The sequence below is a fragment of the Arthrobacter gallicola genome (assembly GCF_014836775.1).
GTDB classification, from domain to species: Bacteria; Actinomycetota; Actinomycetes; order Actinomycetales; family Micrococcaceae; genus Arthrobacter_B; species Arthrobacter_B gallicola.
Window position 1 is genome coordinate 509187 of sequence record NZ_JACSQD010000001.1, and the last position, 20485, is coordinate 529671.

General features: G+C 65.3%; 18 protein-coding genes, 1 tRNA gene and 1 pseudogene. 14 read left to right on the forward strand and 6 right to left on the reverse strand.

The annotated features are described in order from the left end of the window. Positions 1–1233, forward strand: a complete 1233-nt coding sequence (locus H9639_RS02270) for a kynureninase (RefSeq protein ID WP_191806504.1) — start codon at positions 1–3, stop codon at positions 1231–1233. Between the two features lie 10 nt (positions 1234–1243). Here H9639_RS02270 and H9639_RS02275 read toward each other — a convergent pair whose 3' ends face one another. From H9639_RS02275 to H9639_RS02290, 4 genes are all read right to left on the reverse strand, one after another. Continuing rightward, positions 1244–1654, reverse strand: a complete 411-nt coding sequence (locus H9639_RS02275; protein WP_191806505.1) for a universal stress protein — start codon at positions 1652–1654, stop codon at positions 1244–1246. Continuing rightward, a complete protein-coding gene (locus H9639_RS02280) occupies positions 1647–3122 on the reverse strand; it encodes an APC family permease (RefSeq protein ID WP_404799702.1) in 1476 nt (491 codons plus the stop codon). Before H9639_RS02280 ends, H9639_RS02275 begins: the two co-directional genes overlap by 8 nt. Positions 3123–3198: 76 nt before the next feature. Next, positions 3199–4521 carry a hemolysin family protein gene (locus H9639_RS02285; RefSeq protein ID WP_191806506.1) on the reverse strand — a complete coding sequence of 441 codons (1323 nt, stop codon included), beginning with the start codon at positions 4519–4521 and terminating at the stop codon, positions 3199–3201. Positions 4522–4680: 159 nt separating this feature from the next. Continuing rightward, positions 4681–4764: transfer RNA gene (locus H9639_RS02290), tRNA-Leu, on the reverse strand. A gap of 193 nt (positions 4765–4957) precedes the next feature. On the opposite strand from H9639_RS02290, the gene H9639_RS02295 reads away from it, so the two are divergent. Both H9639_RS02295 and H9639_RS02300 read left to right on the forward strand, forming a co-directional pair. Then, complete coding sequence (locus tag H9639_RS02295) at positions 4958–6259, forward strand: M20/M25/M40 family metallo-hydrolase (protein ID WP_191806507.1); 1302 nt, start codon at positions 4958–4960, stop codon at positions 6257–6259. 54 nt (positions 6260–6313) lie between these two features. After that, positions 6314–7462, forward strand: a complete 1149-nt coding sequence (locus H9639_RS02300; RefSeq protein ID WP_191806508.1) for an acyl-CoA dehydrogenase family protein — start codon at positions 6314–6316, stop codon at positions 7460–7462. A gap of 49 nt (positions 7463–7511) precedes the next feature. On the opposite strand, the gene H9639_RS02305 is transcribed toward H9639_RS02300, so the two are convergent. Next, a complete protein-coding gene (locus H9639_RS02305) occupies positions 7512–7745 on the reverse strand; it encodes a DUF5703 family protein (protein ID WP_191806509.1) in 234 nt (77 codons plus the stop codon). A gap of 41 nt (positions 7746–7786) precedes the next feature. Between H9639_RS02305 and H9639_RS02310 the strand changes: the two are divergent. From H9639_RS02310 to mshC, 3 genes and pseudogenes are all read left to right on the forward strand, one after another. Continuing rightward, positions 7787–8026, forward strand: a pseudogene (locus H9639_RS02310) (hypothetical protein); the annotation flags it as partial. Positions 8027–8196: 170 nt separating this feature from the next. Next, positions 8197–9021, forward strand: a complete 825-nt coding sequence (locus H9639_RS02315; RefSeq protein WP_191806510.1) for an undecaprenyl-diphosphate phosphatase — start codon at positions 8197–8199, stop codon at positions 9019–9021. Between the two features lie 59 nt (positions 9022–9080). Further along, a complete protein-coding gene (mshC, locus tag H9639_RS02320) occupies positions 9081–10376 on the forward strand; it encodes a cysteine--1-D-myo-inosityl 2-amino-2-deoxy-alpha-D-glucopyranoside ligase (protein WP_191806511.1) in 1296 nt (431 codons plus the stop codon). A gap of 77 nt (positions 10377–10453) precedes the next feature. On the opposite strand, the gene H9639_RS02325 is transcribed toward mshC, so the two are convergent. Beyond that, entirely contained in the window at positions 10454–11335 is an 882-nt protein-coding gene (locus H9639_RS02325; protein ID WP_318241953.1) for a PAC2 family protein, read from the reverse strand. A gap of 210 nt (positions 11336–11545) precedes the next feature. Between H9639_RS02325 and H9639_RS02330 the strand changes: the two genes are divergently transcribed. From H9639_RS02330 to pafA, 8 genes are all read left to right on the forward strand, one after another. Then, positions 11546–12649, forward strand: coding sequence for a site-2 protease family protein (locus H9639_RS02330; RefSeq protein WP_404799718.1), 1104 nt, complete (start codon positions 11546–11548; stop codon positions 12647–12649). Positions 12650–12737: 88 nt separating this feature from the next. Next, a complete protein-coding gene (locus H9639_RS02335) occupies positions 12738–13787 on the forward strand; it encodes a tRNA (adenine-N1)-methyltransferase (RefSeq protein WP_191806513.1) in 1050 nt (349 codons plus the stop codon). A gap of 113 nt (positions 13788–13900) precedes the next feature. Then, positions 13901–15664, forward strand: a complete 1764-nt coding sequence (gene arc, locus H9639_RS02340) for a proteasome ATPase (protein ID WP_191806514.1) — start codon at positions 13901–13903, stop codon at positions 15662–15664. A gap of 14 nt (positions 15665–15678) precedes the next feature. After that, positions 15679–17271 carry a depupylase/deamidase Dop gene (dop, locus tag H9639_RS02345; protein ID WP_191806870.1) on the forward strand — a complete coding sequence of 531 codons (1593 nt, stop codon included), beginning with the start codon at positions 15679–15681 and terminating at the stop codon, positions 17269–17271. A gap of 39 nt (positions 17272–17310) precedes the next feature. Continuing rightward, a complete protein-coding gene (locus tag H9639_RS02350; RefSeq protein ID WP_066297801.1) occupies positions 17311–17520 on the forward strand; it encodes a ubiquitin-like protein Pup in 210 nt (69 codons plus the stop codon). 3 nt (positions 17521–17523) lie between these two features. Further along, a complete protein-coding gene (prcB, locus tag H9639_RS02355) occupies positions 17524–18348 on the forward strand; it encodes a proteasome subunit beta (protein ID WP_191806515.1) in 825 nt (274 codons plus the stop codon). Between the two features lie 3 nt (positions 18349–18351). Then, positions 18352–19107: a proteasome subunit alpha gene (gene prcA, locus H9639_RS02360; protein ID WP_191806516.1), complete on the forward strand. Its 756-nt coding sequence runs from the start codon at positions 18352–18354 to the stop codon at positions 19105–19107. Next, on the forward strand, positions 19107–20468 hold the full coding sequence (gene pafA / locus H9639_RS02365) for a Pup--protein ligase (protein WP_191806517.1): 1362 nt from the start codon (positions 19107–19109) through the stop codon (positions 20466–20468). Before prcA ends, pafA begins: the two co-directional genes overlap by 1 nt. Positions 20469–20485: the final 17 nt, after the last annotated feature.

The window sequence follows — 20485 nt, forward strand, 5'->3', positions numbered from 1 at the left end:
ATGAGCGCCTCCACTCTCGCGCACCGCGCCAAGGAACTCGACGCCGCAGATCCGCTGGCTGACCTGCGGGAGGAGTTCATCGGCCACAATGATCCCGGAGTCAGTGCCTATCTGGACGGCAACTCACTTGGCCGGCCGCTGGCGGCAACACTTGACCGGATGACGGAGTTCATTCGCGACGCGTGGGGCGGCCGGCTGATCCGGGGCTGGGACGAGGGCTGGCTGGACCTGCCCGCGGCGATCGGCGACCAGCTGGGCGCCACGGTTTTAGGCGCTGCTCCGGGCCAGTGCATAGTGGCCGATTCAACCACCGTGCTGCTCTACAAATTGGCCCGCGCTGCCTTGGCCGCCGGAACCGGGCGCACGGAGATCGTGCTGGACCGGGACAACTTTCCCACCGACCGGTACGTCATGGACGGTATCGCCCGGGAGTGCGGGCTGACCCTGCGCTGGGTGGACGCGGATTACGACGGCGGCGTGTCACCCGAGGCTGTCGCTGCCGCCGTCGGACCGCAGACCGCCCTGGTGGTCCTCAGCCATGTTGCGTACCGCTCGGGGTTCATTGCGGACGTTCCAGCTATCACCGCACTGGTCCATGCTGCCGGCGGGCGGGTGCTGTGGGACCTGTGCCATTCGGCCGGCTCGGTGCCGGCCGAACTGGACGCCTGGAACGTGGACTACGCGGCGGGCTGCAGCTACAAGTATCTCAATGGGGGTCCCGGCGCGCCTGCCTGGGCCTACGTGGCCCGCCGGCATCAGGCGGACTTCGCCCAGCCGATCCAGGGGTGGCTGGGTGCCGGTGATCCGTTCGCCATGGGGGCTGACTATGTTCCGGCTGCCGGAATTGCCCGGGTGGTCTCTGGAACACCACCGATTCTGGGGATGCTTGCGATGCAGGACATGGCCGCGCTCATCGCACGGGTTGGGATCCAGGCCGTTCGGGCAAAGTCCGTTTCCCTGACGTCCTTCGCCGTCGAAGCAGTGGACGAGGTACTGTCCGGGCACGGCGTCGTCCTCGCTTCACCGCGGGACCCGGACCGCAGGGGCAGCCACATCACCATCGACCATCCGGCGTTCAGGGACATCACCGCACGTCTGTGGAAACGCGGCATCATCCCGGACTACCGCAACCCGAACGGAATCCGGCTGGGCCTCTCACCGCTCTCGACATCCTTTGCGGAGACATGGACGGGTATCGAGGCGATCGCGGAGGAACTCGGGCGCCTGCGCTAATCCCGGCGCGTTACTGCCCGGCTTTGACGCTCAAAACCGGGCAGTCGGCCTCGAGCAGCACCCGCTGGGCCGTGCTTCCGAGGATGAGCTTGCCGACCGGGGTCCGGTGCCGGATGCCAACTACGATGAGCCGGCCCGCATACCGTTCCGCCGCGGCGAGGATCTCGTCGGCGGGGTCATAGTCGCCTTCCGGGTGGGCTATCTCGAACGGCTGGCCGTCGGCCTGCAGCTGCGCCGCGATCGCGTCCAAATCGTCTGCGGCGTCTTCGCCGTGGGCGTGCCCGTGCCCCAGCCCGCGCCCGGTGGTGCGGACGTTTACGATCACCAGGAGGTCCCGGGCCGCGGCAGCTTCCACGCGGGCGTGCGCCAGGGCTGCCTCGCCTTCAGGGCCGGGTACGTATCCGACGACGACGCTAGCCATGGAGTTCCTCCGGGTCTGTGAAGCGTGTGCGCTTGGCCTTGACCGCGCGGTTCCACAGCCAGGTGAAGAACCACAGCACGACGCCGACGGCCAGCAGGATGCCGGCTATCCGGTATTCGATGGGGTCCTGGGCCCATGGGCCCACGAGGAACGCGCAGCTCAGCGCTCCGAACCAGGGAGTAATCCCGGGGGAGCGGAAGGTCTTCCGCGGAGGCTGCCCTTCCGCACCGGCATCAGGCTGCGGATCCGGCGGGTGCCGGCGCAGAACAAGACAGGCTATGTTAACCACCGTAAAGACACACAGCAGCAGCAGGGCGGTGGTCCCGCCCAGAGCGGCGACCGTTTGGGGGCCCATCACGTTGGTGACCACGATGATGAGTCCCACCGCGATAGCCGTGGTGAAGAGGATCGCGGCCCAGGGTGTGCGGCGTCCCGAAAGCACCAGGGCAAGGGGCCGGGGGAGGACCTCCTGGCGGGCCATACCGTAGAGCAGACGGCTTGCCATCAGCATGTTGATCAGTGCTGTGTTGGCGACGGCGAAAATGGACAGGAACGGGTAAACCACATCGATCGGGAACCCGGGCGCTCCGGTCTGCACGACTTCCAGGAGCGGCGTTTGGCTCGCTGACAGCTGGCCGACCGGGACCACGGCAACGGCGGCGATGGACACCAGGATGTAAATGAGCACGGTGATGCCGAGTCCGGTGAGCATAACCTTCGGGAAGATGCGGGCCGGGTCCCGGGTTTCCTCAGCCATGTTGACTGAATCCTCGAAGCCGACCATGGAGAAGAACGCCAGGGAGGTGGCCGCGGTCAGGGCAAGGAAGACAGATTTCCCCTCTTCGGTTTCGAACACCATCACCCGGGAGAAGTCCACGTTGCCCTGCCCCATGGCCCAGAAGCCGATGCCGATGACGATCAGCAGCCCTGTGAGTTCCACGAGGGTCAGGAAGACATTGAACTTGATGCTTTCGCCGACACCGCGCAGGTTGACCGCGGCCAGTAGCAGGACAAAGCTCACGGCCACCACAGTGACCCCGAACTGTCCCCAGCCGAGGTCGAAGCCGACCAGGAAGTTCTCCGCCAGGAACTTCGACGCGGTGGAGGCTGAGGTAATCCCCGAGCACAGGACAGCGAACGTCACCAGGAAGGTGACGAAGTGGATGCCGAAGGCCTTGTGCGTGTAGAGGGCAGCGCCGGCGGCCTGCGGGTACTTCGTCACGAGTTCCAGATAGGACAGCGCCGTGACTGTTGCAACGATGAACGCGATCAGGATCGGAGCCCAGGCGGCGCCGCCGATTTCCCCGGCAATCTGTCCGGTGAGGGCGTAGACGCCGGTGCCCAGCACGTCACCGATGATGAACAGCAGCAGCAGTTTGCTTCCCATGACCCGTTTCAGGGCAGGCCCGGTGCTGTTCTGCTGCGCGCTGCCGGCTGCCGCTTCCTCGCCGGGGCTGGGAACACTCATGCCCGGTATTCTCCGGCAGCACCCGGCAGCCTGCAATGCACGCCGAGGCATTCCCACCGGCCAAGCCGCAGATCCGCTACTGCCCTCCGGCGTCCCGCTCAGGCGCCGCCGCGGGTTCGGGGAGCACGCGCACGGCACGAATCCGGTGGTGCTCGACGTCAAGCACCCGCAGCCGGCCGCCCGGCGCCGGCACGGTGTCCCCGGGTTCCGCCATCCGTCCCAGCCGATCAAGAATGTAGCCGGCCACTGTCTCGTACTGCCCCTCGGGAAGCTCCATGCCGGTGAGCCGGGCGAACTCCTGAAGGATGAGGCCGCCGTCGACCACCAGCTTTCCCTCCACCATCAGGTGCCTGTCTTCCGGATCCCTGCCGGTGTCATATTCGTCGTAGATCTCCCCAACCAGCTCCTCCACCAGGTCCTCCAGCGTGACGATGCCGTCGGTGCCGCCGTATTCGTCCATGACCACTGCGATGTGGCTGTTCCCGCGCCGCATCCGCGAGAGAGTGGGCAACACGGTGGCCGTACCGGGAAGAAACAGGATCGGCCGGACGATAGCGCCCACCAGAACATCCGCGGCGGCGTCCGGACTCCGTCCCAGGAGGTCCCGGACATGGACAAACCCCAGGACGTCGTCGGCCGACTCGCCCGTGACCGGGTAACGGGAATAGGGCAGTACCTGCACCCTGCGGCCGGCTTCGGCCAAAGTGAGCGAGGCCGGGAGGAATTCCACCAGGGGACGCGGGCGCATTACCTCCTGCAGCAGGCGCTGGCCGGCACCAAAAACATCCGCCAGGATGCTCCGGCTTTCATCCGCGAGCACCGGGCTCGCCTTCACCATTTCGAGCAGTTCCTGCTGCGAAACAGGCATGCTCTTCAGATTCGGGTCTGCGCCAAGCAGCCTCACCACAGCATTGGTGGAGGCCGAAAGCAGGCGGATCACCGGACGCATCAGCGTGGCGAACCCAGCCAGGGGAGGGGACAGGACGCGGGTGAAGGCCTCGGCGTTCTGCATAGCCAGCCGTTTAGGGACCAGTTCGGAAAACACCAGGGACAGGTAAGCGACCACCAGCGTCATGGCTATAAAGGCCGTGCTCTGTGCAGCAGCGGCGGGCAGCCCCCAGCTCTCCAGAACCGGCGCGAGCGCCGGTGCCAGGGCGGAGGCTCCGTAGGCCGCGGAGAAAAAACCCGAAAGGGTGACGCCAATCTGGATGGCGGACAGGAACAGGTTGGGGTTCCGGGCCAGCTGGGCAACCTTGGCACCGCGCTTTCCGGAACGCTCCATCCGGAGGATCTGCCCTTCACGCAGCGACACAAGCGCCATTTCGGCTCCCGCAAACACCCCGCCCAGGAGGACAAAGAAGAGCACCAGGATCACGTTCAGGAACCCACTGCCGTCCATGAGGCGAGCGTACCTGCTGCTTCCGGACCGGTGACAGTGGTGAGCGCCGGCACTGCTTTGAGACGAAGAACACACCGGCTTCCGAATCCCGGAAACAAAAAAATCCTCCCGGCTTCCAAGAGAAAACCGGGAGGATCTTTGCTGTGGATATCTCCACTGTGCGCGGAGGGGGACTTGAACCCCCACCCTCAATAAGAGGACTAGCACCTCAAGCTAGCGCGTCTGCCATTCCGCCACCCGCGCTTAGGTGTCTTCCGAAGGCCGGTTTTTATTCCGTTTCTTCGTTTGCAACGGGAAAAACTCTAACACGGTTTTACCGCGAAGGACGAATCGGCCCATTTCAGCCACCCGTCCGTGTCGCCGGGCGAACATTCCCGGGCACGCTGGACCGGCAAGTGGCTAGGCTGGCCCTAAACCCGTTCCCAAGGAGAGCTGCATGAGTATCCGCGCCGAAGACGAAGTCACCCGCATCTGCCAGGACCTGATCCGCATCGATACTTCGAACTACGGTGACGGTACCGGACCAGGCGAACGCGCGGCCGCTGAGTACACTGCAGGCCTCATCTCGGAAGCCGGCCTCGAACCGGATCTCTTCGAATCCGCGCCGGGGCGCGCCTCCGTGGTGACCCGGATGAAGGGCTCCGATCCGTCGCTGCCGGCTCTGGTAGTCCACGGGCACCTGGACGTTGTCCCGGCACAGAAGCAGGACTGGACCGTTGACCCCTTCAGCGGTGAGGAGCGTGATGGGCTGATTTGGGGCCGCGGGGCGGTTGACATGAAGGACATGGACGCCATGATCCTGTCCGTCATGCGGGAGATGGCCAACACCGGCACCCGGCCACGGCGCGACATCATTTTTGCTTTCTTCGCAGATGAGGAAGCCGGCGGCAGCTACGGCGCCGGCTGGGCCGTCGAGAACCGGCCGGAACTTTTCGAGGGCGCCACCGAGGCGATCTCCGAGGTGGGTGGATTCTCAGCCACCATCGGCGGGCGGCGGACCTACCTGCTGCAGACCGCCGAGAAGGGCATCTCGTGGCTTCGCCTGCGGGCGCACGGCCGGGCCGGCCACGGCTCGCAGATCAATACCGACAATGCGGTGACCCGCCTGGCCGGGGCTGTGTCCCGTATCGGTGCGCATCAGTGGCCCATCGAACTCACGGACACCACCCGGGCCTTCCTGGACGGTGTCACCGAACTCACCGGGGTGGAATTTGATCCCGATAACCCGGACAAACTCCTCGCTGAACTTGGGACGGTGGCGCGTTTTGTGGGGGCCACGCTCCAGAACACTGCCAACCCAACGCTGCTCTCGGCTGGTTACAAGCACAATGTGATCCCGGGAACGGCTGAGGCACTGATCGACGCGCGGACGCTCCCGGGCCAGGAGGAACACCTGCTCGAAGTCATCCGCGGTCTGGCGGGCGACGGCATCGACGTCAGTTACGAGCACCGCGACGTTTCCCTGGAGGTGCCTTTCACCGGGAATCTGGTGGACAGCATGGTGAACGCGCTGCAGGCTGAAGATCCCGGGGCCCCGGTGCTGCCCTATACGCTGTCCGGCGGAACCGACAACAAGTCGCTGAGCCGGCTGGGCATTACCGGCTACGGTTTTGCCCCGCTCCGGCTGCCGGCGGACCTGGACTTCACCGGCATGTTCCACGGTGTGGATGAACGGGTCCCGGTTGAATCACTGAAATTCGGCACCCGGGTCCTTTCCCGGCTGCTGCACGGATACTAAAGGGGGCTTTGCCTCCCATCTCAAAAGAACCGAACCGAAAAGGACCACAGCACCATGTCTGCCGGAGATATCCTCACCCCCGAACTCCTGGAGCGGCTGCGCAGCCGGGCACCGGAGTACGACCGACGCAACGAGTTTTTCGCTGAGGACCTCGAAGACCTCCGCCGTGCCGGCTACCTGGCAATTTTCTCGGACCCGGCACACGGCGGGGCGGGGCTCGGCATCCCGGAAGCCGCCGCCTGCCAGCGGCTGCTGGCCTCCGCTGCACCGGCCACCGCGCTGGCCATCAACATGCACCTGGTCTGGTGCGGGGTGGCGCATCTGCTCTCGCTGCGCGGCGATGATTCCCTGTCGTTCATCCTAGAGGAAGCGGCCCGTGGGGAAGTCTTCGCCTTCGGCATCTCCGAGCCGGGAAACAGCGCGGTGCTGTTCGATTCCAAGACGGAGGCAGAACCCCGCAGCGGCGGCTACGCCTTCACCGGCCGCAAGATTTTCACAAGCCTGTCTCCGGCCTGGACCCGGCTCGGCATTTTCGGTAAGGACAGCACCGATCCCGACAACCCGCAGCTCGTGTTCGGTTTCGCGGACCGGGATACCGACGGCATCACCACACTTGATGACTGGGACACCCTGGGAATGCGGGCCTCCCAGTCCTGCACCACAGTGCTGGACGGTGCGGTTGTTCCGGCGGAACGCATTGTCCGGCACACCCCGGTAGGCCCGCACACAGACACCTTCGTGTTCGGAATCTTCAGCCTTTTCGAAACGCTGCTTTCCGCGGTTTACACCGGGATCGGCGACCGCGCCGTTACCCTCGCGGCGGAAGCCGCAGCCCAACGGAAGCCTGGGGGAGTGCCGGCCACCCAGGACCCCCAGACCCGGTGGCGCATCGCTGACGCGGCCATCCGCATGGACGGCGCCGTGCTGGAACTGGAAACCGTGGCCCAGGACCTGGAATCCGGAGCGGATCACGGCGGGTTCTGGTTCGCGCGGCTTTCAGGGCTCAAGCTGCGCACCACTGACACTGTCCGCGGCGTCGTGGAAACCGCCATGAAAACAGCCGGCGGGCGGAGCTACTTCCGCGGCCAGGAACTTGAGCGCCTCTACCGCGACGTCCTCGCCGGTATGTTCCACCCCTCCAGCGAGGACTCAGCCCACAACACCATGGCTAACTCGCTGCTCGGCCCGGTGGATCCCCAGTAGCTCCCCCTGCTGCGCCGGGGGAGAGCCGGGTGGGGGGGGGACGCGCGGGCTAGAACGTGCGCTCAACCCGCATGATCTTCCGGCGCAGCCAGTAACGGTGCTGGCCGCCGCGGTAGATTCTGGTCCGTTCAAGTTCCCACTTGCCATACTCGGCATGGTCCGTGAGGGCCCTGCGGGCTTCCGGGAGAGACTCTGACGGGCCTACAGAGAGGACCAGATACTCATAGCCTTTGGCGGGACCGGCGCTGAGGGACCGGTCCGGTCTAAGAATTTGTTCTCGCATTTGCATCCCATTTTGCCTGCTTTACCGATAACGTCTAGTCCATGAGCATAGATCCGCGCGTTGCGCTCCAGTCCCTGGTCGCTGCTTTCGAAGAGCACCTGGCTGCCGCTGCTGCACGCCGCGGAGAGAAGGACCCAGCGGTGGAGGGGGCGTACCTGGCCATCGCGGACGCGTTCGAAGTGTATGAGGAAGTCCTCTATGACGCGTACGGCGAAGTGACCCCCCTGGAGATCTACGACGATGAGGACGGCGACGAGGACCTGCTCGAGGACGAAGAGCTGCTTCGCCGCTCCGGCTTCGGTGAGCCGGCATCCTTCGGCGGGGACGAGGAGACCGAAGACGTCTCATCACCGTCCCTGGACCAGGATGAGTACCGCCGGCAGTCAGGCAGCGACCGGTAGCACGGGCCAGCCTGGCGGGTGGAGGCTGCACTGTGCCCTAGAGTCGTAGGGTGAATTGGTTTGAAGCGATATTCCTCGGTTTCCTTCAGGGCCTGACCGAGTTCCTGCCCATTTCTTCCAGCGCCCATCTGCGGATTGCCGGAGAGCTGCTCCCAGGTGCCCAGGATCCCGGTGCTGCGTTCACCGCTATCACCCAGCTGGGCACTGAGACGGCTGTTGCGGTGTACTTCTGGAAGGACATCGTCCGGATCGTCAAGGCATGGTTCGGGTCCCTGACCGGCCGGGTACCGCGTTCGGACCCCGATGCGCGCATGGGCTGGCTGATCATCGTCGGCACCATCCCCATCGTCGTCCTCGGACTGCTGTTCCAGGACCAGATCGAAAGCACGTTCCGGAGCCTCTGGATCGTGGCGACCATGCTGATCGTCTTCGGCATTTTCCTCGCAATCGCCGACATCATTGGCAAACAGCAGCGGACCCTGGACCAGCTCACCTATAAGCACGGCATCCTCTACGGTTTCGCCCAGGCACTGGCACTGATTCCCGGTGTCTCGCGTTCCGGCGGCACCATTACCGCCGGGCTGCTCATGGGCTACACCCGCGAAGCGGCGGCCCGGTATGCCTTCCTCCTGGCCATCCCCGCCGTTTTCGGCAGCGGCCTCTACCAGCTGGCCAAGTCCTGGGGCGAGACCGGCCCCTACGGCGGAGCGGAAACCGCGCTGGCCACCGTGGTGGCTTTTGTCGTGGGATTCATCATTATTGGCTGGTTCCTGCGCTACGTCTCCACCCGCAGCTACCAGCTGTTCGTCTGGTACCGCATCGGCCTTGGCGTGGCCATTTACCTCGCGCTTGGCTTCGGCGTGCTGTCGGCCTGAGATTCCACCGCTGCTGACGCAGAATGAGAACCGCCGGCGGAGTCAGTAGAGTTGAGCCTGTGATCGCTTGGAAATCCCGCCCCCTGCCAGTTCTGCCCGGAAAGTCTCCAGGCCTTGTCCTCTTCGATTCGGCGCTGCGAAGGGCAGTGCCTGTCCGTCCGGAGGGTGAAGCCGGACTCTATGTCTGCGGGATCACCCCGTACGATGCGACCCACATGGGCCACGCGGCCACCTATGTTGCGTTCGACCTGCTGAACCGGCAGTGGCGGGACGCCGGCCACACAGTGAACTACGTCCAGAACGTCACTGACATCGACGATCCGCTGCTTGAGCGCGCTGCCGCGACCGGGGTTGACTGGACCGTCCTGGCCAAGGAGCAGACCCAGCTCTTCCGCGAAGATATGGAAGCGCTGAACGTCCTCGCCCCGCAAAGCTACATTGGCGCCGTGGAATCCATTGAATGGATTGTCCCCGTAGTCGAGGCGCTGTTGGAGAAGGGGATCGCGTACCGTGTGCCCGGGACTGGGACAGAGCCCGACGGCGACGTCTACTTTTCCGTCGACGCCGCGCAGGAACTTGAAAAGCAGGGTCCAGACGCGTGGTGGCCGGGCCAGATTTCCGGCCTCACTCCTGAGCAGATGCTGCCCGTCTTCGCAGAACGCGGCGGCGATCCTGAACGGGCGGGGAAGCGAAACCCGCTTGACGCGCTGCTGTGGCGGGCCGCGCGGCCGGGAGAGCCCGTGTGGTCCGGCGGCAAGCTTGGCGACGGGCGCCCGGGCTGGCACATCGAGTGCGCTGTCATTGCGCGCCGTTTCCTGCCCGCGCCCTTCACAGTCCAGGCCGGCGGTTCGGACCTGTTGTTCCCGCACCATGAAATGAGCGCCGCGCATGCCTATGCATGCTCAGGGGAGCCGTTGGCAAAGCACTATGCGCACGCCGGTATGGTGGGCCTCGACGGCGAGAAGATGAGCAAGTCCCTGGGGAACCTCGTTCTGGTTTCCCGCCTGCGGGCGGAAGGCGTGGAACCGGCAGCGGTGCGCATCACTCTTGCCGGCCACCACTACCGGTCAGACTGGTTCTGGACCGCGGAGGACCTGGGCCGTGCCCAGGACCGGCTGCGGCGTTACCGTCTGGCCCTGCCGCTGACCGGGGAGCAGGAGGCCCAGGAGCTGCTGCAGAGTTTCCGGATGGCACTGGCCGATGACCTCAACGCTCCGGCGGCTCTGGCTGCCGCAGATGCGTGGGCTGCGGCGCTGCTGGACGAACGGGAGACCCCGCTTGACGGATCCCCGGCGGGCGCAGAACTGGTGGAAGCTGCCTTCGATGCCCTGCTGGGTATCCAGCTGGCTGCATGACGCGGCGGCGCTAAACGCACCCGGTGTGTCCAGGGACCGTGGATTTTGTCCGCGGTCCCTGGGCCGTTAACCGCCGGCTATTCGCGGCGCCGCCGCTTGAGATAACGCTCAAACTCGCGGGCAATCGATTCACCGGTCGCCTCGGGGAGTTCCGCGGTGTCCTTGGCTTCCTCGAGCTGACGCACATATGCGGCAATTTCGGGGTCCTCCGTGGCAAGTTCATCCACTCCGCGTTCCCAGGCTTCGGCTTCCTCGGTCAGAACAGCGGTGTCGATGGGTGTCTGCAGCAGCTCTTCCAACCGGTGAAGCAAAGCCAGCTGTGCCTTGGGCGAGGGGGATTGCCCGACGTAGTGCGGCACCGCCGCCCAGAGAGACAGGGTGGGAATGTCGGCCAGGCTGGCCACCTCCGCCAGGACACCCACAATGCCGATGGGGCCCTCATACTGCGAAGATTCCACGCCCAGGTGTTCCCTGAGGTCTTCTTCCTCGCAGGTGGCAGTCACGGGAATGGGCCTGGTATGGGGAACATCGGCCAGCAGGGCTCCGGCAAGCACTATGCAGTCCACCTCGAGTTCCTTGGCCAGCCCAATGACCTCCGCCGTGTAGGCGCGCCACTTGTAGGAGGGTTCAACTCCGGATACCAGGATCAGGTCCAGATTGGTCCCCGGAACCTCGGCCCGGGATATCCGCGTGGTGGGCCACTTAATCCGGCGTTTTCCTGCCCCGTTCCGTTCGATCGCGGGCCGGGTGAATTGGAAGTCGTAGTACTCGTCGGCATCGATCCCGGCGATTTTTTCGCTGTCCCAGTACAGGGAGAGGAAGTTCAAGGCATCACTGGCGGCTTCTCCGGCGTCGTTCCAGCCTTCGAAGGCAGCCAGCATCACGGTGACCCGCTCTCCAGAGCCGCCGCCAAAGAAATCCTGCAGGCCGGCGGCTGGGGTCTTGTCGGTATAACTCACAGATTCACCTTATGCTCCCGGCACCGCAGTGTCAGGCCCGCCCGCTGTCCGGGTCGCCCGGCCGGGACAAGGAACACGGCCCGAAGCCACGTAGACTTGGGGTATGTCCTTCCCTGGAACCTTCCTCCCGTCCGGAGGCCACAAGTGACGCAGGGCCCGGACAGCGGACCGGCTGCGCCTGAACGCAGCGAAGGCATACCGCTGGGAAGGATCGGGGGAGTGCCGGTCACTCTTGCCTGGTCCTGGTTTGTGATTGCCGCGGCGATCGTCCTGCTCTTCGGACCGCAGGTAGCCCGCGCGCTCCCTGAGCTGGGCAGCCCCGGCGCCTACGCCGTCGCGCTGGGCTATGCGGTGCTCCTGCTGCTCTCAGTCCTGGCCCACGAACTTGCCCACGCCCTGACCGCCCAGGCCTGGAAATGGCCGACGCCGAAAATCGTCCTGACCCTGTGGGGCGGGCACACCCAGTTCGGCGACGTTCACGCCACGCCAGGCAGGTCACTGGTCGTTGCCCTGGCCGGACCGGCCGCGAACTTCCTCCTCGCACTGGCCGGACGCCTGATCCTGCCGTTCTTCGAACCCGGCACCGTGGGCTGGCTCCTGACGGACATCTTTGTCTGGGCCAACGTCCTGGTGGCCATCTTCAACGTTCTGCCCGGCCTTCCCCTGGACGGCGGACGCATTGTGGAGTCCGCTGTCTGGAAAGCCACCGGGGTACAGGAGAAGGGCACAGTTGCCGCCGGCTGGGCCGGCCGCATCATCGCCGCGGCACTGGTGGCCGCCGTCCTCATTCCCCCCTACCTGCAGGGCCGGACACCGGGCCTCAGTCTGGTGATAATCACCGCCCTGGTCTCCGGCTTTCTGTGGATGGGCGCCTCAGCATCCATCAGCAACGCACGCCTGCGCCTTCGGCTGCCGGCTGTCTCCGCAGCGTCCCTGATGGAACCGGCCCGCCAGGTAACTTCAGGGACGCCGGTTTCCGACGCCCAGCGCCTCGCAGCTGGCATCCATTCCGGCACTGCACTTGTGGTCACGGGACCCACCGGCCGGCCCGAAGCCGTGGTCGACCCCGGCGCACTCTTCTCCGTACCCGCGCACCTGGCAGCCCAGACTCCGGTGAACGCCGTGGCACGCGCCCTGGCAGCAGGCGCCTACGTGCCTGATGCCGCAACCGGTCAGGAACTCATCCAGTACCTGTCGCAGCTGACCGGCAGCGAGTATGCCGTTATCAACCGCGATGGCACGGTGGTCGGCCTGCTCCGTCAGGACGCCGTCGTCGCCGCCGTTACCGGCCGCCGGCCGAAAACCCGCAGCTGAGAAAGCCAGCCGCTAACCAGCCACCAGCGGAGCAGTTATCCGGCTCCGCATCCGATTTGAACCGCCTGAAACCGAAGGACAGCCACATATGAACAACCCGGGTACTTCCTCTGCTCCCGCTGCCCACGGCGCGGACATGCGCCGTGGGCCCCTGCGTCCCGGGGAGCGCGTCCAGCTCACCGATGAAAAGGGGCGCCGGAACACCATTACGCTCACCGAAGGCGGAGCCTTCCACACCCACCGCGGCTACCTCCCGCACGAGAGCATTATCGGCGTCTCCGAAGGAACCATTGTCACGAACACCACCGGCCACCAATACCAGGTGCTGCGGCCGCTGCTCTCGGACTTTGTGCTCTCCATGCCGCGCGGGGCAGCCGTGGTTTACCCGAAGGATGCCGGCCAGATTGTCACCATGGCGGACATCTTCCCGGGCGCCCGCGTCGTCGAAGCCGGCGTCGGCTCCGGCGCTCTCAGCATCTCCCTCCTCCGGGCGGTGGGGGACAACGGCTCGCTGCACTCTTATGAGCGCCGCGAGGAGTTCGCCGACATCGCCCGCGGCAACGTGGAAACGTTCTTCGGCGGACCGCACCCGGCCTGGGACATCACGCTCGGTGACTTCCAGGACCAGGTGGTAAAGAACCAGGAGCCGGGCAGCGTGGACCGTGTTGTCCTGGACATGCTCGCTCCCTGGGAATGCACCGACGCAGTGGCCACCGTCCTGGCCCCGGGCGGCGTCTGGATCTCCTACGTCGCCACCGTCACCCAGCTTTCGCGGACAGCGGAAGCCATCCGCGCTGACGGCCGGTTCACCGAGCCTGAGGGCTGGGAGTCCATGGTCCGCGGGTGGCACCTGGAGGGACTGGCAGTACGCCCGGACCACCGGATGGTGGCCCACACCGGTTTCCTGCTTTCGGCCCGCCGCCTCGCCGAGGGCGCCACCGGCCTGGTAGCCAAGCGCCGCGCCTCCAAAACGGACTTCAGCCAGGAGGACCTCAACGCCTGGACCCCCGCCGCCGTCGGGGAGCGTCAGGTCTCGGACAAGAAGCTCCGGCGGGCAGCGAAGGATGCCAGCTCCACCGTCCAGCGCGGGGCCCTGGCCAAAGCCGAGCGGTTCCAGGACGGGGAAGGCACCGAGTAGATCTGCCATAGCCCGAAAGCTGGAAAACACAAGACTCCGGGCACGGTGCATTGCGTGCGTCACTGCGTTATTGTCAGACGAGGGGACCCTGGAGCGATGAAGGCGGTCGGACAATGGTTGAAGCGGAAAACACCAGCGGAGCCGGGGTTGAAGGTACACGTACCGACGCCCCGTACGGAACTGCGGCCGGTGCGGAATCCCGGCAGCTCAACATCCTGCGGGATAAGCTGCGCAACGTGGACCGTCAGCTGGCGGCACTGACACACAACAATGCACGGCTGGTGGCAATGCTGGAAACCGCCAAGGCGGAGATCATCCGGTTGAAGGACGCGCTGGAGAAGGAGGGCGCCACGCCCTTCAGCTTCGGCACGGTTATTGCGGTCAATGAACGGCAGGAGCCCGAGCCCGGAGTAAGCACCACGGCCACGGTCCAGGAGAGTGTGGACATCATCCAGTCCGGGCGGAAGCTCCGGGTGGCGGTGAGCCCGCTCCTAGACCTGGGGCAGATTGTCCCGGGCCAGGAAGTCCTGCTGAACGAATCACTGACAGTGGTCGCCGGGCTCGGGTTCGAGAAGGCCGGCGAACTCTTTACGGTGCAGGAACTTCTGGAAGGGGACCGTGCCCTGGTGGTGGGCCGGGCCGACGACGAGCGCGTGGTCCGGCTCAACGGGCCGCTGATCGAGGAGAAAATCCGGGTCGGCGACGCCCTGACCGTGGACACCAGGATTGGCTACGCGCTGGAGAAAATTCCGCGCAGCGAAGTCGAAAACCTGGTCCTGGAGGAAGTCCCGGATATTTCCTACTCCGACATCGGCGGGCTTGGTCCGCAGATCGAGGCGATCCGGGACGCCGTCGAACTGCCCTTTATGCATCCGGACCTCTACCGCGAACACGGGCTGAAGGCACCCAAGGGGATTCTGCTCTACGGTCCTCCCGGCTGCGGTAAGACCCTGATTGCCAAGGCTGTTGCGCATTCCCTGGCGGCCAGGGTGATGGAACAGACCGGTTCGCTCGGAACCCGCAGCTACTTCCTGAACATCAAGGGACCCGAGCTGCTGGACAAGTACGTCGGCGAAACGGAACGCCATATCCGGCTTATTTTTGCCCGTGCCCGGGAGAAGGCATCCGACGGCAGCCCGGTGGTGGTGTTCTTCGATGAGATGGATTCGCTTTTCCGGACCCGCGGAACCGGTGTCTCCTCCGACGTCGAAACGACAATCGTTCCCCAGCTGCTCAGCGAGATCGACGGCGTGGAGAAGCTGGAAAACGTGATCGTCATCGGTGCCTCGAACCGGGAAGACATGATCGATCCGGCCATCCTGCGCCCCGGACGGCTCGACGTGAAGATCAAAATCATGCGCCCCGATTCTGAGGGCGCGGGGGAGATCTTCGCCAAATACCTCACCCCGGACCTTCCCCTGCACCGGGACGACCTCGCGGAGCACGGCTACGATCCCGTGGCCACCGTGCGGGAAATGATCCGGCGGACAGTCGAGAAGATGTACGCCGAGGACAAGTCCAATGAATACCTTGAGGTAACGTACGCCAACGGCGACACGGAAATGCTCTATTTCAAGGACTTCAACTCCGGAGCCGTGATTCAGAACGTTGTGGACCGGGCGAAGAAGTACGCGATCAAGGACTTCCTGACGCTGCGCCAGCGCGGACTGCGGATCGAGCACCTGATGCGCGCCGTCGTTGACGAGTTCCGTGAGCACGAAGACATGCCGAACACGACCAATCCCGATGACTGGGCACGCATCTCCGGCAAGAAGGGCGAACGCATCACCTACATCCGGACGATCATTCAGGGCAAGGCCGGCCAGGAGCCCGGCCGGACCATCGAGACGACAGCCAATCCGGGACAGTATCTGTGACGGTCCGCAGGGTGATGGGGACGGAGACCGAGTACGGCGTACTCGCTCCGGCCCTGCCAAACGCCAACGCCACCGTGCTCTCCAGTCAGATCGTCAACGCCTACGCCGCCACGGTGCGCTCCGGCATGGGCAACCTCACCGGTACCCGCTGGGACTACACGGACGAGGCACCCCTGAACGATGCCCGCGGCTACACGGTCCCGCGGACCGCAGCCGACCCGTCCCAGCTCACCGACGCGCCCCCGGTGATGGACGCCGAACAGATTGCCATGGAAGGCGGGGGGCCGTCGGCGCTGTACGGCGACACCGAGGACAACGCGGTGCTGATGAACATGGTCCTGGGCAACGGGGCACGCCTCTACGTCGACCATGCCCATCCGGAGTATTCCTCGCCCGAGGTAACCAACCCCAGGGACGCTGTCCTGTGGGACAAGGCGGGCGACGCCGTCGTGCTGGCAGCGATGCGCCACATCGCGGCGACGCCCGGGTTCGCGCCGGTCCACCTGTACAAAAACAACACCGACAACAAGGGCGTTTCCTACGGCGCCCATGAGAACTACCTGGTCCCGCGCAGCGTGCCCTTCACCCGCCTGGTCGCCGGACTGCTGCCGTTCTTTGTCTCCCGCCAGGTGATCTGCGGCTCCGGCCGCGTGGGGATAGGAACCAGCAATCAGCGGCAGGGTTACCAGCTGAGCCAGCGCGCCGACTTCTTCGAAACCGAGGTGGGCCTGGAAACCACCATCCGGCGGCCCATCATCAATACCCGGGACGAGCCGCACGCCGTCGCTGAGAAGTACCGGCGGCTGCACGTGATCATCGGCGACGCCAACCTGAGCGAAGTATCGGCCTTTCTGAAAATGGGCACGGCTTCCGCCGTCCTCTCCATGATCGAGGACGGTACGGCTCCGGCGCTGGAACTGCGCGATCCCGTCGGCGCGCTCCAGGCCATCAGCCACGACCCGTCCCTGGGCCAGCTGGTCGAGCTCAAGGACGGCCGGATGGTCACCGGGCTGGACCTGCAGGAGATCTACCTTGAGGCCGCTGCCGCCCACGCGCGGGGACGCGGGGGAGCGGACGCCGCCACCGAGGATCTCCTGACCCGCTGGACGTCAGTGGTGGGAACGCTGAAACGGGACCCGATGGCCGCCGCCGCCCAGGTTGACTGGGTAGCCAAACTAAAACTCCTGCAGGCCTACCGGGACCGTGACGGGCTGGCGTGGAATGACGCCCGCCTGAACCTGATCGACCTGCAGTACTCGGACATGCGGCCGGAGAAGGGTCTGTACTACCGGCTGGCGGCCCGCGGCCAGATGGAACGCATCCTCACGGATTCGGAAATTGCCGCGGCAGTGACCCACCCGCCCGAAGATACCCGCGCCTATTTCCGGGGACAGTGCGTTACCCGGTTCCCGGATGAGGTGATCGGTGCGAGCTGGGACTCGATCATCTTCGAGCTGCCGTCCCGACGCCGGCTGCAGCGGGTGCCAACGCGTGAACCGCTGCGCGGAACAAAGGAGCTCACCGGCAAACTCTTTGAGGATTCTGCAGATGCAGAGGATTTTGTGACCCGACTCCTGACCGGTCCGGAACCTACCGTGGCACCATAGGACGTAGGACACATCGGCTCAGCAAGAAAGGGCACCAGCATGGCAACCCAGGATCGCAGGAACACCGGATCACGTCCGCAGGAGGTCGAAGAAACCGACGAGGTTACTCCGCCCCCAGCCGCAGAACCCACCGAGCAGTCCACAGCTCAAACCGAGGGGGTGGACGATCTCCTGGATGAGATCGACGGTGTGCTGGAAAACAACGCCGAGGAATTCGTGAGGGGTTTCATCCAGAAGGGTGGTCAGTAGCGGATGACGCACACAGATCCTGCCCGGGCCGTGGCCGCCGCTGCGGGCTCGTCCTTTACCGAGCACCTCAGCCGCCACCACCCGGAGCTGCTGCCCTCGGCACGCAGCCTCGGAACGGCTCCGGCAGGATCGGCCGCCGCGGCCGCGCCGCAGGCCACCACCATCGTCTCCCTCACGTATGCGGGGGGTGTGCTCGTTGCCGGTGACCGGCGCGCGACGATGGGCAACATGATCGCCAGCCGCCATATCCGCAAGGTTTTCCCGGCGGACACCTACTCGGTCCTCGGCATCGCCGGAACGGCTGGCCTTGCCCTGGACATGATCCGGCTGTTCCAGGTGGAGCTTGAGCACTACGAGAAAATCGAAGGCACGGCGATGAGCCTGGACGGCAAGTCCAACCGTCTCGCTGCCATGGTGCGGCAAAACCTTCCGCTGGCACTCCAGGGACTCGCCGTCATACCGCTGTTCGCCGGTTATGACACCCAGAAGCACGTGGGCCGCCTGTTCTCCTTCGACGTCACCGGCGGCCGGTACGAAGAGTACGAACATCACAGTGTCGGTTCCGGCTCGGTTTTCGCCCGCGGTGCGCTGAAGAAGCTGTGGCGTCCCGGGCTGGATGAGGACGAAGCAGTCCGCGTAGCCGTTGAGTCCCTGTACGACGCGGCCGACGACGATTCCGCCACGGGCGGGCCGGACCTGGTCCGCCAGCTGTGGCCGGTGGTCTACGTGGTTAATTCCGCCGGGATGCGCGAAATCCCGGAGCGTGAACTGCACCAGCTCGCCCTGGAACTCGTGGAGCGCCGTACCGCCGCCGGACTGGAGGCATAGGAGATGACGCAGCAGTTCTACGTATCCCCTGAACAGCTCATGAAGGACCGGGCAGATTTTGCCCGGAAAGGAATCGCCCGCGGCCGGTCCGTCGTCGTCCTGACATGCCGTGACGGAATCGCCCTGGTCGCGGAAAACCCCTCGCCGTCGCTGTACAAGCTGGGGGAAATCTACGACCGCATCGGCTTCGCCGCAGTGGGCAAATACAACGAGTTCGAAAGCCTGCGGCAGGCCGGAGTCCGGTACGCCGACGTCCGCGGTTATTCTTACGCCCGGGAAGACGTCTCCGCCCGGGGACTGGCAAGCGTCTACGCGCAGAGTCTCGGCTCGGTATTCACCACGGAGGGCAAACCCTTCGAAGTGGAGCTGGCCGTCGCCGAAGTCGGCACTGAACCGTTCAGCGACCACCTGTACCGGCTGACGTTCGACGGATCCATCGCCGACGAAAGCAACTACGTGGTGATGGGCGGCCAGGCCGACATCGTCAACGATTCACTCGCCCGGTCCTGGTCACCGGACACATCCTTCAGCGAGGCCATCCTGGTGGCCGTAAGGGCGCTTTCCTCAACCCGGCGGGCCCCGGACGGCGCTTCCAACGGGGAACCCGCGGAGCAGGGGACCGAACTCCTCGGCGCTGGCCTGCTGGAGGTCGCCGTGCTGGACCGCGATCCGCAGTCCGCCCGGGGAAGCGTCCGGGCATTCCGCCGGATCGGCACCGTGGAGCTGGACCGCTTTCTGGCCAGCCCGGAGGGAGACTGATGGACCGCAGGATCTACGGGATCGAAACAGAATTCGGGATTGCTTACTCCGGGCCCGATTCCCGGCCGCTCTCTCCGGAGGAGGTTGCCCGCTACCTGTTCCGCAAGGTGGTCAGCTGGGGACGGTCCTCCAACGTTTTCCTGACGAACGGCTCACGGCTGTATCTGGACGTCGGCTCCCATCCGGAGTACGCCACGGCGGAATGCGACGACCTGGCTCAGCTCATCGCCCACGACCGCGCCGGTGAACTCATCCTCGAGGACCTGGTGGAAGAGGCGGAGGAGCGGCTTAAGGCAGAGGGCTTTAACGGCAGCGTCTACCTTTTCAAGAACAACACCGACTCGGCCGGCAACTCCTACGGCAGCCATGAGAACTACCTGATTCCGCGCCGGCTGGAGTTTTCCCGGCTCGCAGACATCCTGATTCCCTTCCTGGTCACGCGGCAGCTGCTGGTCGGCGCGGGCAAGGTCCTGCGCACCCAGTCCGGCGCCCTGTATGCCTTCTCACAGCGGGCGGACCACATTTGGGAGGGTGTCTCCTCAGCCACCACGCGTTCCCGGCCCATCATCAACACCCGGGACGAGCCGCACGCGGATGCCGAACATTACCGGCGGCTCCACGTCATCGCCGGCGACTCCAACATGTCCGAGACCACGTCCATGCTCAAGGTCGGGTCCGTGGACCTGATGCTGCGGATGATCGAAGCCGGCGTGATCATGCGCGATCTGCGGTTGGAGAATCCGATCCGCAGCATCCGCGAAATCTCCCACGACCTCACCGGATCAGCCCCCCTGAAGCTGGCGAACGGGTCCACGATGACAGCCCTTGAACTCCAGCACATCTATCTGGAGCGGGTGCAGGAGTTCGTTGCGGCGAACGGCCCCCACAACCGGCACGTGCCGCGCGTCCTCGATCTGTGGGAACGGACCCTGGACGCCGTGGAGTCAGGAAATACCTCCGGCATCGACACGGAGATCGACTGGGCCATCAAGAAGAAGCTCGTGGACCGCTATGCGGAACGCTCCGGGCTCGATATCGGCTCTCCCCGCCTCGCCCAGATCGACCTCACCTACCATGACATCTCACGCCGCCGGGGGCTCTTCTACCTCCTGCAGTCCAGGGGCGAGACCGCCCGGGTGGTGGATGACAGCCAGATCAAGGAAGCGGTTGACGTCCCGCCGCAGAGCACCCGTGCCAAGCTGCGGGGGGACTTCGTGCGCCGCGCCAAGGCCGCCAACCGGGACTTCACCGTGGACTGGGTTCATCTCAAACTCAACGACCGGGCCCAGCAGACCGTGCTGTGCAAGGATCCTTTCGCTGCCGTGGATGAGCGGGTCGAGGCCCTGCTGTCCACCCTGTAGGGTCGTCAGCGGGCCCC